Consider the following 18,397-nt stretch of genomic DNA (forward strand, 5'->3'; position numbering starts at 1 on the left):
ATCCTTATTGATCAAACCTGATACACATGTGTTTTGGTAACACGACCTTATCGTATTATCCGGTCCGAAAAAAGACATTGCATACAGCGCCCTATTTTTTTATTCATAGCGCAATAGCGCACGAAGCGAGCACTTTATTTTTCATTCGTCCGGTATCCTGCGTTACACAAAATACACGGTAAAAATCCTTGACAGAGGTTTTTGGCAAAACAGCAAAAACCTCTGCAATTTGGCTGTACCTGTAATTGCATGAGCACCGTACAGCCTCATCACTTACCAGGAGTATCTCAACCCGACATTGGCACCATAGCCCCTGGTCGAATTCTCACCAATTACTCCCTGCAATTGACCGTATATCTGCCAGTTTTCCGAAATCGGCGTTTGCGCCCCTATTTTCAGTTCCAGCAGGTGACGGGAGCGGTTACTTTCAACAGGCACATAACTCATTTGCAAAGACTCCTGGCGCTCACCATACCAATAATTCAAAGTGGCAAAAGGCTGCAAACCTTCTTCATGATGCCTTTGCACGCGCAAACCAACCCTGCCAGTCAGGCCGCCACTTTTACCGATATGTACCCGGGTGCCGTTGCTCTCCCAATGGTCGCTGCCATCCATGCGGCTGTAAATAACCTGTGCCTGTGGCTCCAGTGTCCATATAGCCTGATTCTGGTCCTGCTCTCCCAGCAAAAAGCTGTAGCCGGTTTCAGCCGATAAAGTGAAACCATCGGTGCGATAACGCTCCTGCGGCAACCCCTGACCATTGACCTTGTTGTTAAACCAGTTGTATTGTGCATAGGTATCAACGTAATAACCTTCATAAGGTTTATCGTTGGCCTTATCCTGGTTAAACCAGGTTGCATATACGCCCAGCGAGTAGCCGTCCGATTTGCCATCGGCCGTAAAGCCTGTCACTCGAGAGCTCGAAGACACATCACCCCGGCTGTATGCTCCCATGACACCGAAATGAAAAATTTCATCCTGATAAACATCCGTGCCCACATGCAGCAAAGTGCTCTGTACTTTATTGCTGAGTTGATCGTCAAGCCCGGCCCGCGTTTTAATCTCGCTGTACTCGATGCGTCCCCAGGAGGATTCGTACTGATTGTTCAGCAGTTGCTGGCGGTCATGGAAACTGTGAGAAAACGCTGCCCGATTATGCTCCATCAGTCCCAGATAGGCGCCCGCCTCGGGCCTGACAGTAGGCCTCACAACTGGAGTGATGACTTTGGAATCCTCCGTATCAGGCCCAGGCACAAGAACCAGCGGACTGTCATATGAAGTCAAATACCAGTTAGCACCATTTGTGCCATTGGCCGTATTCCCCCGGTCCAGCTTGTAATCATAAGCGCCTGCAACAATACGCCCATCCTGTACAAATGTACCATCAGACTGGCCCTGCACTTCAATAATTTCAATACCGCTTTGGGTCAATGCGCCAACACCACCCACGTTGTTGACTCTCACACGCGTGGTTCCCGATGTATCGCCCTGTATCACCAGCTTATCGGTAGGCGACAGATCTCCGTCCAGCGTGGTATCAAATGTCACCAGGCCATTGTTGCCAACATAGTTACCCTGAATCGTCCAGGTATCACCAACCGCCAGATTATTGCCCATGGTCATGTGCCCGGCGTTGTTAACCGTGGCAATAATCGTTTGTGAGGGCGTTGCCGGATCGTGCAGCAATGTGGACGTGCTGTCAATATTTACCTGGTTATTAGCCAATCCGGTCGAGGCTGACAAAATGTTGGTCCCGGTCATCGTCAGGCGGGTGCCATTGGTCAGATTCAGTGTATCCCAGCCATAAATAAACAAACCGGTACCGTCGAAACTGCGCGCACTCATTTCACTGCCGCTGAACGACAAAGCCCCTGTACTCGCTGCCGAACCATCCGAGCCACCATTGAATATAACCACGCCGCTCACATCAGGGTTGCCTTTAATGGTTGCGCTATCCTGACCTGAGCCCATGTAAAGCTGTCCTGTGACTTTACCGCCGGCAATTTCGACGTAATCGTCTCCATCTCCCATGTAGATATTGCCATTGAACGTGCCTGACGTGATCTTAAAGCTGTCATCCCCCTGGAACAAAGTAATATCACCACGCACCTGTCCGCCATCAATCCACACGCTTTGTTTGGTATTGACGCTACTGCTATATACAGCATAAACATCAGAGTCCACTATACCTTTGATCGTGATGACGGTGTTAGGAGCACCACTGAGCACATTCAGCGCATAATCACCTGATACTTTGGCATTGGTGCCGATGTTGACCTGCGCAATGCCTGCGCGGCTGTTCTCCATCTGCTGGGTCACAGCCGCACTTTCACCCAGGCTGACAAGCCCATACCCATTGATCCAGATGCCAGAGCTGTAAGCCTTGTTCGCTGTAATGGTTGTTGTTCCGGTTGAAGTCACACTGGCAGTGCCACCGGCAATCAACCCCTGAGCGGCATTGGTGTTAATTTCCAGTTCATTGAAAGATGCTTTTGATGTGTCTTGCGCACTTAAAACAAGCGTCGTATTATTTGAACTCAGATTCGTCAACACCGCCTTACCACCAACGCTGAAAACACTGCCGGAGTTCAACTGCACCATCGTTCCCTGATCGGAATTTGCCAAAAGCGTCATGTTGGCATTGCCATCAACAATGAAATTCCCGTTCATCATATACATGATTCCGGGAGCCCCTGCACCGCCGGTTTCTGCGGTGATATCAAAATTACCGCCAACACGGATGGTGCCACCATTGGTCGGGTAAATAATGGACTGTGTTGTGGTACGAGCTGAAGGGGTGACCTTCAAATTGCCTTCAAACACAATGCTGCCATTGTTATCGGCAGTAATTCCGCGCTGACTGCCGCCCGAGGTTGTGATCTCCACATCCGCAGCGGTGAAACGCAAAATACTGCCCGCATTCTGCGACAGCACAACCGGGCTTCCCGGGCCATAGCTGCTGCCGGTCTGAACACACTCAGCCCCACTGGTACAACTGGCAGTCTGAGCCGATGCGCAATGCGCAGCTAAGCCTAAAACACTCAGGGCAATAGCTGTTCTTTTGTACGACTTCATTCAAAAACTCCAAGACAATTCAATAAAAAAATGGGTTTCAATATGCCCTGAATATCAATTAAGAAAAAATTTTTATCATAGAGATGTGAAGGCATTCTATGATGACTTCCAGCTCGGCCATGCCCCTGGTTTTGACAAAAATCACGAAAGACAATAATTAATTTGAATTGCACATCCCAATGCAGACTGCATCAAACATTTTTACAACATTTGAAATACATGTTTTCGTGATACCAGCTAAAAATCTGGCCAATCAACAAGCCTGAATATGCAAACCGGGTATCGTTTTTACAAAACAAACGCACCCTCATTACCTTAAAACCGGTATTCGTTCACATATGAATTGCTACGGGATTTTTTACTCTTTTAGTGCCCTGCAAAAGCAGGTCCAATTTACCCGCTGCACAACAGCCAAAGCGCATGCAAGTATATTTTGCGCTCGCCATCTGGATAATCCTGCATCTTGAAATGACAGAGAAAACAATGCGGTTTACCCCTGCGACAACTGGGCCCAGGTTTTTTCCAAACGCTTCACACTGACCGGATAGGGCGTGCGCAGTTCCTGTGCAAAAAGGCTCACACGCAACTCCTCCAGCATCCAGCGAAAATCCTGCAAGCGTGCATCCGCTTTGCCATGCAGTTCAGCAACCCGGCGCTGGTAACGCTGTTCCAGTGAACGCATTTCTGCCATACGTGCTTCGTCACGCGCCGGATCTGCCTTGTATTTATCCAGCCGCATCACCACGGCTTTCAGGTAGCGCGGCACATGCTGCATCTGTGTCCATGGCGTTTCCAGAACAAACCGCTTGGAAACCAGGCGTGCAAGCTGGGCCTGGATATCATCGTGTATCGCTTTGGGCGGTTTGCTGTCTTTGAGTTTGCGGATCGCCACGTTATATTCGGCAAGAACCGTTGACGCCATCCGCGCCACCTCCTGTGCAATCAGTTGCAAACGGGCACGTCCCTGGTTCACACATGCTTCAAACGACGCTGCATCTACAGGCAAAGGATCTGCCAAAAAAGCACGGTCCAGCGCCAGCGCCTGAATCTGGTTTTTCAACTCCTCTGCTGTTCCCAGGGACATATACCCCATCGACATGCGTTGCAGATCAGGTACGTTTTTCTCAAGATATTTCAGCGCATCCTTCACCTGCAGAGCCACCAGCCGCCTTAACCCGGCGCGGTGATGTGCTGCCGCCACTTCAGGCTCATCGTATACCTCAATATGCACCGCATCGCCCTCATCCACCAGCGCCGGAAAACCAACCAGCGTCTGCTTGCCTTTGCGTATTTCCATCAGTTCAGGCAGCTCACCAAATGTCCATGCTGTGTAGCGCTCTTCACTTTGCGGCAGTGTTTTTTGCGCAGTAACTGTAACCTTTTTCTCAGTACCTTCAGATTGGCCGGATGGCAAGGGTTGTACATGCGCCTGTTCAGCAGGTGTCTGGGGCAGTTTGAGTGCAGCCAGCGCCTGAAATGCATTACGTGCCAGGGCACCGAACTCGGCTTTTAATGCGGACAAATTGCGCCCCATACCCAGTTGGCGGCCATGTTCGTCAACCACCACAAAATTCATGAACACATGTGGTGGCATGTTTTCCAGCCGGAAGTCGGTACGTTTCACATCCAGTTGTGTCTTCTGGCGTATTGCATGCAACAATGCCTCAAACAGGCTGCCTTCGCCAAATGGATGGCTTTCAATGAAACTTTGAATATAAGCCGCCAGCGGCATCAGCCGCGAGCGTGGGCGCTGGTGCAGGTTTTTCAACAATGCGGTCAATTTATCGGTCAGCATGCCTGGCACCAGCCATTCAGCCCGTTCGTCACTGACCTGGTTCAGCGCGTAAATCGGCACGGTCACCGTCATGCCATCACGCACATGCCCCGGTTCGTGCAGGTAGCTGACAGCGCAGTCAATGCCACCCAGCCGGATCATGCGCGGATAAGCATCGGTTGTAATGCCTGCGGCCTCATGGCGCATCAGCTCTTCTTTATTCAAATAAAGCAACCGGGGCTGTTTTTTGGCCTCCTGCCGGTACCAGGTTTCAAACGTATGACCACTGACCACATGCTCAGGTACCTGCTGCTCATAAAAAGCATAAATCAGCTCATCATCCACCAGCAAATCCTGTCGGCGCGCTTTATGCTCCATCGCCTGCACCTGTGCCACCATTTTGCGGTTATGCGCTAAAAACGGCAGCTTGCTGTCCCAGTCCCCGGCCACCAGCGCTTCGCGTATGAAAATTTCACGCGACTGCTGCGGATCAATCTTGCCGTAATTGACTTTCCGGTTATTAAAGATCACCAGCCCATACAGCGTAGCCCGCTGCAGCGCCACCACTTCAGCGGCTTTTTTCTCCCAATGCGGATCCAGCAACTGGTATTTCAGCAGATGCTGCCCCATGGTTTCTATCCAGGCAGCCTGTATCGTCGCCAGCGAACGGCCAAACAGGCGCGATGTTTCCACCAGTTCGGCGGCCATTACCCAGCGCCCCGGCTTTTTATTCAGATTGGCACCCGGATGCGGCCAGAACTTGATACCGCGCGCGCCCAGATACCAGTCTTCATCATCACTCTTGCAGCCGATGTTACCCAAAAGCCCGCTGAGCAAGGCCAGATGAAGTTGTTCATAAGTTGCTGGCTTGCTGTTCAGCCGCCAGCCGTGCTCACGTACAACGGTCAATAGTTGCGTATGGATATCACGCCATTCACGCACCCGGCGCGGGTTGATGAACTGTTCACGCATACGCAGCTCCTGCTGCCGGTTGCTGAGCTTATGCAGCGCACCATCCTGCACTTCACCGGGTGCTGTCTTTTGGCTTTTCCTGATAGCACCTTTATTTGCAGGTTGGGATGCAGGCTGGGATTTTTCTCCACTTTTCTGAGCATTTGGCCCTGCTCCCTTTTTACCCGCCTGTGCGGCCAATACAGCCTGCTCAGCCGGTGCAAAAAGGCTGCGCCCGCGCAACTGCTCCAGCCACTGCCACAGCCGCAGCGTACCCGAAAACTCAGACCGTTCATCATCAAACAGCTTATGTTTTTCATCGGCTTTCTGCTGCGCATCCAGCGGGCGGTCACGCACATCCTGCACGCTCATCGCGGCGGCCACCACCAGCACCTCGGCCAGAGACTGGCGTTCACGCGCCTCCAGAATCATGCGGCCAATGCGCGGATCTAACGGCAACCGCGCCAGCACCTTGCCCACATCGGTTAAAGTACGCTCCAGTTCATTGATTGCCCCCAGCTCAGAAAGCAGCGCATAACCATCGGCCACGGCACGGCCCGAAGGCGGTTCAATAAACGGGAATTCATCAACAGCACCCAGTCCAAGCGAAATCATGCGCAGAATCACGCCCGCTAAGGATGAGCGCAGAATCTCGGGGTCGGTAAATGGTGGTCTTCCTTTGAAATCCTGCTCGTCATACAGGCGAATGCAGATCCCGTTGGCAACACGTCCGCAACGCCCCGAACGCTGGTTGGCCGCCGCCTGGCTGATTGCTTCTATCAGCAACTGCTCCACCTTGTTGCGGTAACTGTAGCGCTTGACACGCGCCAGCCCGGAATCAACCACGTAGCGGATACCCGGCACCGTCAGTGACGTTTCGGCCACATTGGTCGACAGCACAATGCGCCGGCTACCCTGCGGATGGAAAATCTTTTCCTGCTCCTGTGGCGAAAGGCGTGCAAACAAAGGCAGCACCTCCACCGCACCCAGTTGTGCATAACGACTGGCCGTATGCTTGCGCAAATGGTCAGCCGCTTCACGGATTTCACGCTCTCCCGGTAAAAATACCAGAATATCACCCCCCTGATGAGGGTCGCGCCATAACGCATCAGCCGCATCTGCAATGGCCTCATTCAGACCATAATCACGCGAATCTTCAAACGGCTGGTAGCGCACCTCTACCGGATAGAGCCGCCCGGAAACCATGATCACCGGTGCCGGCCCCTTAGCGGATGCAAAATGCCGTGCAAAACGGTCGGCATCAATCGTGGCGGAAGTCACAATCACCTTCAGATCAGGACGCCGCGGCAGCAGTTGCTTGAGATACCCCAGCAGAAAATCAATGTTCAGGCTGCGCTCATGCGCCTCGTCAATGATCAGCGTGTCATAGGCCTTGAGGTCGGGATCAGACTGGATTTCCGCCAGCAGAATGCCATCGGTCATCAGTTTGACGGATGCGTCTTTGGAAAGCTTATCCTGAAAACGCACTTTATAGCCAACCACTTCACCAAAAGGTGATTTCAGTTCCTCGGCAATACGCTTGGCCACGCTGGAAGCCGCAATACGCCGGGGCTGCGTATGGCCGATCAGCCCGCCGCCGTTGGCGCGACCCCGTCCCATCGCCAATACAATCTTGGGTAACTGTGTTGTTTTACCCGAACCCGTTTCACCGCATACAATAATAACCTGGTGGGCACGAATAGCCGCGGCAATTTCGTCGCGCCGGGACGACACTGGCAGTTCTTCAGGAAAGCTAATGTTGAGCGTTGTAGTTTTTAATTCAGTAGAAGCCATGTGATTCATGCAGAATGCGTGATTATCCTTAAACCTATAGATTGTTGATGTTATGGAACTCGTATTTCCTCACCTTTTTGTGCCCTGGTTCCGCTCGGTCGCACCTTATATCCATGCACACAAAGGCAAAACATTCGTCATCGGCATTGCCAGCGAACTGATCGCTGCCGGGCGCCTTGCACACTTTGTACAGGACCTGGCACTGATCCACTCTTTAGGCATCAAAATTGTGCTGACCCACGGCTTTCGGCTACAGGTCGAGGAACAACTCGCCACGAAAGGACACGCCTCGCGTTTTGTCAACGGCATTCGCATTACCGACGAAGCCGCCCTGGACGCTGCACAGGAAGCCGCCGGTCAACTGCGTTACCAGATTGAAGCCGCATTCAGCCAGGGGCTGCCCAATACCCCCATGGCACATGCACAGATCCGTGTACTGTCAGGCAACTACATCACCGCCAAGCCTCTGGGCATTGTCGATGGTGTCAATTTTGAGCAGACCGGTCTGGTGCGTAAACTCGACAGTGTCGGCATACAGCGCGCATTGGAGCAAAACGCTATTGTACTGCTTTCACCGTTTGGTTTTTCACCTACGGGTGAAGCTTTTAACCTGACCATGGAAGACGTAGCCAGCCAGGCGGCCGCAGCGCTCAAAGCCGACAAACTGATTTTTGTCACCGAAATCAAGGGCATTTCGGAAACCCTGGCCAAAGACGAGCAACAGCAGCCGACTCAGGCTCTAACAAGCGCCGCAACAGCCCCGCCGGCTCCTGCAACAGACGAACATTCGGGCATTCTGCATGAATTAAGTCTGCACCAGGCAGAAGACCTGCTGGCCAAATTGCCTGATACCCAGCAACCCACCGATGCCGCCTACTACCTGAAATATGCGGTCAAAGCATCGCAGAACGGTGTTGAGCGTGTGCACATCATTCCTTATGCCGTGGATGGTGGGCTGTTGATGGAAATCTTCACCCATGACGGCATCGGCACCATGATTGTCGATGAAAAACTCGACAGCCTGCGCGAAGCCCGCTCTGACGACGTCGGAGGTATTATCCAGTTGATCGAACCGCTGGAAAAAGACGGCATCCTGGTCAAACGCAGCCGCACCGACATTGAACGCGATATTTCAGCCTATACCGTGATAGAACACGACGGCGTGCTGTTTGGCTGCGCGGCATTTTACCCCTATCCTCAAGCCAAAACCGGCGAAATGGCAGCCCTCACGGTACTGCCTCAGGCACAGGGCCAGGGTGACGGTGACCGGTTGCTGAAACGCATTGAACAACGCGCACGGGCGCTCGGGTTTGAAAGCATTTTTGTGCTCACCACACGAACCATGCACTGGTTCATTAAACGCGGATTTGAGCCGGTTAAGCCTGAGTGGCTGCCTGAGGCGCGTTTGAAAAAATACAACTGGGAACGCCGTTCACAGGTACTGGTCAAACGGCTGGACCGAATCATTGACTAACCCTTCCAAACCGGGGCTTCGGCCCCGTGACCCTATACCGGAAAACCACCCGAAAACAGGCCTCCTTAACGGCGCTAAAACCCCTTGTTCCCAATACGCGGAATCAGCAGAACTCCTCCGGCGCCCACAACACCACACCCCATGGATGGATATTTAAAAAATATCGATACCTCAAGGGCTCCTTGCTATCATATGAGCCAATTACGCTGTCAACCTTAAAATCATCGTAATTGATTTTCATTTTTATTTGTCTGGTACATCAATCGGGTCGAACTGAGCAAGATTTGAATCAAATTCAACAAGCTGTCGTTTAACCTGATTGGATACCGTCAGACATCGCATTCGTTTTTCAAACAGTAGCCAAATTAACTGACCGCACGAAAAAAAAGAAAGGACAATTAATCAGCTACGCCGCCGAAATACCAACACTCCCAGCATATATGCCCAACGGTGAACTGCTCTTCCAGTACCGTATGAATTTATTGCTACCACGATGACTTGATTCCCTTATACAAAGGAACAACCATGTTCGATTTGAAAGTTAAAAACAAACAAAGCATCTGTTTCCTGACCATTCCTGCTGCATTATGTCTATATACGGGTACCGCCTTTGCAGCCACCTACGATGTAGGCAACGGACAGACGTACCCTACCCTCGACAGCCTGGTCACTTCAGGCGTACTGGCTAATGGCGATGTGATTCGCATTCACAATGATGACTCATCTTTTATCGGTCATCCGTTTTCCTACACCTCCCTTACCGTTGAATCCGGCAGCGGCTCTGCTGTTGTGCTCGCCCAGGCTGCCGGGACAGCACCAGCCAAAGGGGGCATGTTCAACTTCACCCCATCCAATGTCACCCTCAATCTGACCAACCTGGAAATTCGCGACAGCAAAGCACAGGGGATTGACGGTTCAATCAGCAGTGGCCAGGGCGGTGCCGTTTATGCCGCCAACAGCCTGTCCATAAGCAACGCCAGCAACATCGGTTTTTATAACAATACAGCCACCGGAGGCAACGGACACGGTAGCAACTCAGGCGCAGGCGGTGCAATTTATGTATATAACGCCCTTAACCTCAGCAATGCACAGAATATCACCTTCTCGGGAAATCAGGCCGTTGCAGGCAACGTCAGCGGCACAGGCAACAACAGCACTGCGGGTTCCGGCCAGGGTGGCGCCATTTATGCATCACAATTGAATCTGACTGATGCCCAGAACATCACGTTTGAAAACAACCGGGCCATTGGCGGCAATGCCAACGGGCTCAATGCCTCCAACTCAGGCAACGGTGGCGCTGTTTACATCGGCTTTCTCGGCCTGGACATGACCGGTGCCCAGAACGTTGTATTCCGCAACAACCTGGCACAAGGCGGAGCAGGCGGCTCCGCCACATCAGGCGGCAACGCAGACAAGTCAGGCCTGGGTGGCGCTATTTCCATACTCAGCGCTTCCATCATTGAAGGTGCAAGCTTTTATAATAACCGGGCCACAACAAGCAATACAGGAGATATGAGCAGCGGCCTGGGCGGCGCCATTTACAACTCCGGCCCCAGCCTAATACTGATTGCAGACGCGGGCAAAGACATCACCTTTTCAGGCAATACACATAACCCGGGCGCAACCGGCGTCGTACCCAACAGCATTTATTTTGGCAGCGTTTCCTCAGGCGCACTGACCACAGCGTTCACCCTTGACGTTGCAGCTGGCGCCAATGTGAACATGCTTGACCCGCTGGCTTCTCAGGCCGATAACACAGTCGGAAAATACGATTCCCGCCCACTTGGCAATGTGAACCTGACCATCAACAAAAACAGTGCCGGCACGTGGATACTGGCAGGCCACAACGACATGGCCAGTGCCACCACCTGGAACATCAACGAAGGCACCCTGTATCTGGCACGGGCCAACAACAGCCCGGCCCATATCGATCTGCGCAATGCCACCACAGCCTCGTTCAACATGGCTTCGGGCACCAACCTCCTATTTGCCCTTTCAGCAACGCCGCATCTGATCAATGGCAAGGACATTACACTGAGTTCCGGCTCCAATGTCGGCATGAACCAGGGCGGTTCATTCAGCTATTTTGAACTGCCTGCCGGTGCTGAAGCCCCCTTGCTGAGCCTGCGCGCAAGCGACAGCCTGTCAAACAGCAGCACCATTCTCAATCCTGAAGGCGCATTCTCATCGGGCTTTTATGACTACCGCTATGGCCTGTACTGGCGCGAAAACAATGCGCTGTCACAGGATCTGGTCGCATTTATTCAAAGCAAAACATACAACGAGGAAACCGGCGCATCATCGGCAACCACCGCCCCCAGCGGTATAGCCACACAGAATGTCATGGGCAACATGCTCAGCGAGCGCTTTGCCTGGAATTTTGAATGCTTTGATAACTGCCGCGACCAGCCACTGCCAGTCGATAACAATGCCACGCAGAATTGCCAAGACCAGTGCGAAAAATCACATAACGTATGGCTCAAACCCACATACCGCTACACCAGCCGGGACAGCGGCAGCAACTTCACACTGAAAACACCCGGCATTGCCTTAGGCATTGATAACTGTTTTGACCGGGAGTTTTTCCTGGGGCTTGCCATTTTTGGCTCATGGCCCGAGTACCGTTCAACAGACGCCGATATCAACGCCAAAAGTGTGAGCGTGGCTCTGTATGGCGGAACTCTTCTGCCAGGCCAGATCGAGCTGGGTCTGCTGGGCGCTTATGGCCGCACATCATACGACCAGACCCGGCGCGTCTACTGGCAAAGCTATTCTGCAGACTACAGCTCCAACAACCTGAATCTGGGCATCAACTTCGGACGCCGCTTTCAGCTTGATGAATCATGGATGATGCGCCCCTTCCTCTCCTACGAATACATGCGGCTTGATGTTGGCAGCTATACGGAAAGCTGGGGAAATTATGCGCTGCAGGTTGACTCGCATAAAGAAAACTTCCACTTCCTCAGGGCCGGCACCAGCCTGACCTGGACCAATAACAAGGACATGAATGTCAGTGGCGAAATTTACTATGCGGGGCTGTACGGTGATAACGCGGCTTCGGCCCGGGCATTTTTCCTGATGGACACGTCCGGGACAAGGTACGAAAGCTATGCAGACAAACTCGACAGTGACGCCCTGGGGCTGGGCATCAACAGCGTCTGGCATGTCACCAAAGATTTTCAACTGGCTGCCAGCTACAACTTCGAGGTCAGCAAGCATACCTACAGCCACTATGCCGGCGTCAATCTGATTTACTCTTTCTAAAAGACTCGGTATCTGCCGGCGTACATGCCGGCAGATAGACTGAATAACCGCTTCTATGCCATTTTCGGCAAGCCGGATACAGCCATGGCAAAGCAGGCAATCAGTCCTCTATGCCCAACCCATTCATCCCTGGAATGCCAGATAAGGCTCAATATAGCGCTGGTATTTTGACGCCTTCAACCGCGACATATCAACCACAACCAGGCCATCAATGCAGTGGTTAAAGTCCGGGTCTATACCAAAATCAAGGAACTGCACGCCACCGGGCTCGCATAACTCTGAATACTGTTTATACAACGTCGGAATCGAACACCCCATATTGTTCAACATGGTTTTAAGACTGATTAAATCTTTGGCGTAATCATTGCCATCAAAAATCGCCTGCACCTCAGGAACCGATGCCGGATACGCCCACCTGGAATATGCGATTTGCCCCGCGGCAGAGAAATACATACGGTAAAACGCCACCAGCAAATCGCGTGCAGCGGCAGGCAATGCGCCTGAAATTGAAACCGGCCCGAAAAGGTAGCGGTACTGCGGATAGCGGGCCACATAAGCACCAATCCCCTGCCACAGGTAGTCCAGCCCCCTTTTCCCCCAGTAGGCAGGCTGAACAAAGCTGCGGCCCAGTTCAATACCGCACGCAAGTATGTCATTCATCTCCTTGCCATATTCAAACAGCGTGTAGCTGTATAAATCCGCCATTCTGCCCTGTTCAAATGCGCTTGCAGCAGGCATAAAACGGTAAGCGCCGACAATTTCCAGCGCCTGTGGGTCCCACAAAATCAGGTGATGGTACATGTCATCGTAACGATCAAGATCGCGGCGGTTGCCGCTACCTTCGCCAACGGCACGGAAAGCCACTTCACGCAAACGGCCAAGCTCACGCAAAACGGGCACATTCACCGCCCCGCAACGCTGGTAAAGGTATATCACCTTTCCATCCGGAGTCTGCCCCAAAGGGGCGCAGGCTTCAATCGCTTTTTTCAGCACGATTCTGTCTTCAGGCAACGCAATCGGCGCCTCTGTCAAAAAACCGTCCGGCTTGTTGGCCCCCACCCGGTACGTGTGGTTGCGAAAACGCCCGGCCAGTTCTGCCAGATGGATACGCCCCGAATGCCAGTTGTCATAAGGAATTTTGCGACCGATGCGAATTTTCAAGGACTTGTTTTTTTTGTTAAACATCTCCCTGACCAGCAACGCGGTAGACAAAGGCTTGTAAATACAACTGGCGAAATAAAAAAATGCACTGTTTCGCGCCGCAATATGAATGGGAACAATCGGCGCACGTGCCTTGGCAGCAAAGCGGATAAACCCGGTACCCCATTGACCGTCGCGTATGCCCTTCAATTTCAGGCGTGAAACCTCTGCCGCAGGAAAGAAAATCAATGCCCCCTTGTTCTGCAAATGCGCCTGCACCTGCTCCACCTGCTTGCGGCTGGTGCGGTTACCGATATTGTCAACCCCCAGAAACAAACTCCGCAAAGGTTCAAGATACTGAAGCAACTGGTTGGAAACCACTTTGATATCCGGGCGGACTTTGGACAGAATTTTCAACAGGACCAGACCGTCCAGCCCCCCCAGAGGATGGTTGGCAACTAGCACCACGGGACCTTCGCTCGGGATATTTTCCAAACAGCCATCAACCACCTCTGCTCGCGGCCCCACTTCATCCAGAATCTGCTCGACGCTGTCGATCCCTCTCAAATGCGGATACTTCTCAGCAAATTCAGTAAACCGGCTTTCATGCAAAAGCTTTTTCAAAAGCGTTCTTTTCCATGAAGACACACTTTTGCCCTGTGATAGATCTTGCAATACAGCATCAACACTTAACATGGCTATACCTCAGGTTGTATGGTATAAGCAGTACTGTAGATAAAAATCGTGACAAACATATGTCAACCCCGACTGAGCAATTCGGTATCGTTCTTTGCTTTTCCCAAACAACCCTGATAACCAATTTGCATGGGTTTCATTACAAAATTCAATAGCTTGATTAAATTGATTATGAATTATAATAGAATCTATCAATAAAACATCCGTCAACTACATGAAAGGATCCGACGATGAAAACAACCAGACCCGTCCAGACGACAACAGCCGGAGCCCCGATCACAGACAATCAGAACAGCATTACCGCAGGGGCACGCGGACCCGTTCTGATGCAGGATTACCAGCTCATCGAAAAACTGGCACACCAGAACCGCGAGCGCATTCCTGAACGTACCGTACACGCCAAAGGTACCGGCGCCTATGGTACGCTGACCATCACCAAAGACATATCCAAATACACTGCAGCAACCGTATTCAGCGAAGTTGGCAAGAAAACGCCCATGCTGATCCGTATTTCCACCGTCGCCGGTGAAATGGGTGCGGCAGATGCCGAGCGTGATGTGCGCGGCTTTGCACTGAAGTTCTATACCGAGCAGGGCAACTGGGACCTGGTGGGTAACAACACACCGGTATTTTTCATCCGCGACGGTATGAAATTCCCCGATTTCATCCACACCCAGAAACGCCATCCGCGTACCAATATGCGCTCACCGACGGCCATGTGGGACTTCTGGTCGCTCTCCCCTGAATCTCTGCATCAGGTCACCATACTGTTCTCAGACCGCGGCCTGCCCACAGACGCCCGCCATATTGACGGATTCGGCTCACACACCTATTCTTTCTGGAACGCCAAGGGCGAGCGCTTCTGGGTAAAATTCCATTTCAAAACCCAGCAGGGACACAAGCACTGGACCAACGCCCAAGCTGCCGAGGTTGTTGGTAAAACCCGTGAAAGCACACAGGAAGACCTGTACACATCCATTGAAAAAGGCAACTACCCCAAATGGACCATGTATGTGCAGATCATGCCTGAAATGGAAGCCGAAAAAACACCTTACAACCCGTTTGACCTGACCAAAGTCTGGCCGCATGCCGACTATCCGCTGATTGAAGTGGGTGTGCTCGAGCTCAACCGCAACCCGGAAAACTATTTTTCGGAAATTGAACAGGCTGCGTTCAGCCCGTCCAATATCATCCCCGGCATCGGCTTTTCTCCCGACAAAATGCTGCAGGCACGTATTTTCAGCTATGCCGATGCGCACCGCTACCGGCTGGGCACCCATTACGAAGCACTGCCGGTAAATGCGCCGCGCTGCCCGGTTCACCATTACCATAAAGACGGCGCCATGCGGTTCACACCCAACATGCCCAACGCTGATGCCTACTATGAGCCCAACTCATTCAACGGCCCGGTTGAAGACCCCAGCCTGAAAGAGCCGCCGCTGAGAATCAGCGGTGATGCAGACCGCTACAACCACCGTGAAGGCAATGATGATTTCGGACAGCCCCGCGCTTTGTGGAAACTGTTCAATGAAGAACAGCGCCAGCGCCTGTACAACAACATTGCTGATGCCATGCAGGGCGTTCCGGCTGAAATCGTTGAACGGCAGGCCAAACTGTTTGATCAGATTGACCCGGCCTATGGCAAAGGCGTAAGAGAAGCCGTTAAAGCCAAAACAAAATAACCAGAAAAATATAAAAACGAAAAATAACAATACGCCCTGACCCCACAGGCACTAAACACCAGACCGAAAAGGCCTGGTGTTTTTTTATGGAATGCATAAACAGCAGGATTCAGGCAATGGTCACAGCGGATACTCGAACAGACAGAACTGCCTCAGATAGGGAATATCAATATCCAGGTCTACCGTATCAATGTATTGAAACCCGGCACTTCGGTATAACCTGATTGCGGCTTCATTTTTTTCAAAAACATCCAGACGGATTGATTTTTGAGCCTTCTGCCGTGCGTAATCTTTTGCAAACTCCAGCATCGCGCGTGCAATGCCCCGCCTGAAATAATGCGGGTGCGTTGCCAGCGTGCGCACCACCAGTATGTCTTCATTTGGCGCCTGCACCCGCCAGGCCGTTGTTTTATCGTAAGCAATTTCAGGCGTGTGGTTCAAAATCACAGTGCCGGCAACCACGCCCTCTTCTTTCCATACAAAAAGACTTTTTTCTGCCAGCGCCTGCAAAGCGGTTTCGCGCACAGGATAAATGCCTGTGCGCCACCAGGGTTCAGCGTACACATGTTCAAGATGTGCATTCAACCCGGCATAAAGTTCGGCAACAGCATCAATATCGCGGGCCGTTGCCGGTTCAATATGCCGGTATGAATCCATCTTGCTCCATGCGCTTACATATCATTCGGCAGGAAGCCACCGCTCTGGTGCGCCCATAGCTGCGCGTACAAGCCGCCCTGCGCCAGCAGGCTGGCATGGGTGCCCTCTTCCACAATATTGCCCTGATCAAGCACGATCAGCCGGTCCATCGCGGCAATGGTGGAAAGCCGGTGGGCAATGGCCACTACGGTTTTGCCTTTCATCAACTGGTACAGGCTGTCCTGAATCGCCTGCTCCACTTCAGAGTCCAGTGCGCTGGTGGCTTCATCCAACAGCAGAATCGGCGCATCCTTGAGCATGACACGCGCAATTGCAATGCGTTGCCGCTGCCCGCCGGAGAGTTTCACACCACGCTCACCAACATGGGCATCGTACCCTTTGCGCCCCTTTTGATCCATCAGGTGCGCAATGAATTCATCGGCTTCAGCCTGCCGGGCTGCATGAATCATCTCCTCTTCAGTGGCGTCAGGCTTGCCGTACATGATGTTATCACGCACAGAGCGGTGCAGCAGCGATGTGTCCTGCGTCACCATGCCAATTTGCGAGCGCAGGCTATCCTGCGTGACATCGGCAACGTTTTGCCCGTCAATACGGATCTGGCCGCTTTGCAGGTCATAAAAACGCAGCAGCAAATTAACCAGCGTCGATTTGCCGGCACCCGAACGCCCCACCAGACCAATGCGCTCGCCCGGCTTGATGGTCAGGCTGAAATCTTGAATAACCGACTGGTGCGTTTTCGCACCGTAATTGAAATGCACATGGTCAAAGCAGACTTCACCCTGCGACACCTGCAGCACACCCGCTTCGGGCTTATCCACCACCGCAGGTTTTCTGCTCAGGGTATTGATGCCGTCCTGTACCGTGCCCACCTGCTCAAACAGCATTGCCATTTCCCACATCACCCAGTGCGACATGCCATTGAGCCGCAACGCCATCGCGGTGGCCGCTGCAATGGCGCCTACGCCTACAGAACCCTGTGTCCACAACAACAGCGCCACACCGGCAGTCGACAGAATCAGCAGCATGCTCAGCGTATGATTCACCACCTCAATGCCGCTGATCAGGCGCATCTGTGCATGCACCGTCTGCAAAAACTCCTGCATGGCCGAGCGCGCATAATCCGCCTCCCGGCCCGCATGCGAAAACAGCTTCACAGTGGTGATGTTGGTATACGCATCAGTGATACGCCCGGTCATCAGCGAGCGGGCGTCAGCCTGTGCGCGGGCCGTTTTGGCCAGCCGTGGCACAAACCAGCGCAATGCAATCACATACAACACCAGCCAGGACAAAAACGGCGGCAACAGCCACAGATCAAAACCGCCGACAATGCTGATCATAGTGACAAAATATATTGTCACAAACACCAGAATATCTGCCAGTATCATGCACACATCACGCACGGCCAGTGCAGTCTGCATCACCTTGGCAGAAACACGCCCGGCAAATTCATCCTGGAAAAAGTTCATGCTCTGGTTCAGAATCAACCGGTGAAAATTCCAGCGTAGCCGCATCGGAAAATTCCCTGCAATGGTCTGATGTTTGACCACCGTTCCCAGCGTTACCACCGCAATACTGACCACCATGATGGTCGCCAGAATCAAAAGCGTTTTCCCTTCCTGTATCCAGAGCTGATCTGGTTTGACCTCAGCCAGCCAATCCACCACATGCCCCAGCATGGCAAACAGCAGCGCTTCAAAAGCGCCGACAACTGCTGCGAAAAAAGTCATCAAAACAATATAAGGCCTGACCCCTTTGGTACATTGCCAGACAAATGCAAAAAAGTTGCGTGGCGCTGCTTCCGGCTGTGTATCAGGATACGGCTGAACCAACTTTTCAAAAAAACGGAACACAAAATCTCCTTTAGAACCTTTCAAAGCATACTGCATTCAG

Annotated in this window: 8 protein-coding genes; 3 read left to right on the forward strand and 5 right to left on the reverse strand. The window is 52.4% G+C overall.

Going from position 1 to position 18,397, the window contains the following annotated elements; translation table 11 throughout:
- Positions 1–273: 273 nt before the first annotated feature.
- Positions 274–3,075, reverse strand: coding sequence for an autotransporter family protein (locus tag CUZ56_RS03710; RefSeq protein ID WP_126978297.1), 2,802 nt, complete (start codon positions 3,073–3,075; stop codon positions 274–276).
- 490 nt (positions 3,076–3,565) lie between these two features.
- The gene (hrpA, locus tag CUZ56_RS03715) at positions 3,566–7,594 is read right to left on the reverse strand and encodes an ATP-dependent RNA helicase HrpA (RefSeq protein ID WP_126978299.1); all 4,029 of its coding nucleotides are present in this window, start codon (positions 7,592–7,594) and stop codon (positions 3,566–3,568) included.
- Between the two features lie 52 nt (positions 7,595–7,646).
- On the opposite strand from hrpA, the gene argA reads away from it, so the two are divergent.
- The gene (gene argA, locus CUZ56_RS03720) at positions 7,647–9,068 is read left to right on the forward strand and encodes an amino-acid N-acetyltransferase (protein WP_126978301.1); all 1,422 of its coding nucleotides are present in this window, start codon (positions 7,647–7,649) and stop codon (positions 9,066–9,068) included.
- A gap of 525 nt (positions 9,069–9,593) precedes the next feature.
- A complete protein-coding gene (locus CUZ56_RS03725; RefSeq protein ID WP_126978303.1) occupies positions 9,594–12,332 on the forward strand; it encodes an autotransporter family protein in 2,739 nt (912 codons plus the stop codon).
- 123 nt (positions 12,333–12,455) lie between these two features.
- Here the strand turns inward: CUZ56_RS03725 and CUZ56_RS03730 are convergent, their stop codons facing one another.
- Positions 12,456–14,096: a lysophospholipid acyltransferase family protein gene (locus tag CUZ56_RS03730; RefSeq protein ID WP_275427131.1), complete on the reverse strand. Its 1,641-nt coding sequence runs from the start codon at positions 14,094–14,096 to the stop codon at positions 12,456–12,458.
- Positions 14,097–14,398: 302 nt separating this feature from the next.
- On the opposite strand from CUZ56_RS03730, the gene CUZ56_RS03735 reads away from it, so the two are divergent.
- Positions 14,399–15,850 (forward strand): catalase, encoded by a 1,452-nt coding sequence (locus CUZ56_RS03735; protein ID WP_126978307.1) that lies wholly within the window; start codon positions 14,399–14,401, stop codon positions 15,848–15,850.
- Between the two features lie 120 nt (positions 15,851–15,970).
- On the opposite strand, the gene CUZ56_RS03740 is transcribed toward CUZ56_RS03735, so the two are convergent.
- The gene (locus tag CUZ56_RS03740) at positions 15,971–16,507 is read right to left on the reverse strand and encodes a GNAT family N-acetyltransferase (RefSeq protein WP_126978309.1); all 537 of its coding nucleotides are present in this window, start codon (positions 16,505–16,507) and stop codon (positions 15,971–15,973) included.
- Between the two features lie 14 nt (positions 16,508–16,521).
- Positions 16,522–18,357, reverse strand: coding sequence for an ABC transporter ATP-binding protein (locus tag CUZ56_RS03745; RefSeq protein WP_204250824.1), 1,836 nt, complete (start codon positions 18,355–18,357; stop codon positions 16,522–16,524).
- Positions 18,358–18,397: the final 40 nt, after the last annotated feature.

Origin of the sequence: Saezia sanguinis, assembly GCF_003991585.1 — a bacterium.
Classification (GTDB): Bacteria; Pseudomonadota; Gammaproteobacteria; order Burkholderiales; family Burkholderiaceae_C; genus Saezia; species Saezia sanguinis.

Coding starts and splice junctions, on each gene's coding strand:
- CUZ56_RS03710 (WP_126978297.1), bottom strand. CDS start 3,075: ATGAAGTCGTACAAAAGAACAGCTATTGCCCTGAGTGTTTTAGGCTTA.
- hrpA (WP_126978299.1), bottom strand. CDS start 7,594: ATGGCTTCTACTGAATTAAAAACTACAACGCTCAACATTAGCTTTCCT.
- CUZ56_RS03735 (WP_126978307.1), top strand. CDS start 14,399: ATGAAAACAACCAGACCCGTCCAGACGACAACAGCCGGAGCCCCGATC.
- CUZ56_RS03725 (WP_126978303.1), top strand. CDS start 9,594: ATGTTCGATTTGAAAGTTAAAAACAAACAAAGCATCTGTTTCCTGACC.
- argA (WP_126978301.1), top strand. CDS start 7,647: ATGGAACTCGTATTTCCTCACCTTTTTGTGCCCTGGTTCCGCTCGGTC.
- CUZ56_RS03740 (WP_126978309.1), bottom strand. CDS start 16,507: ATGGATTCATACCGGCATATTGAACCGGCAACGGCCCGCGATATTGAT.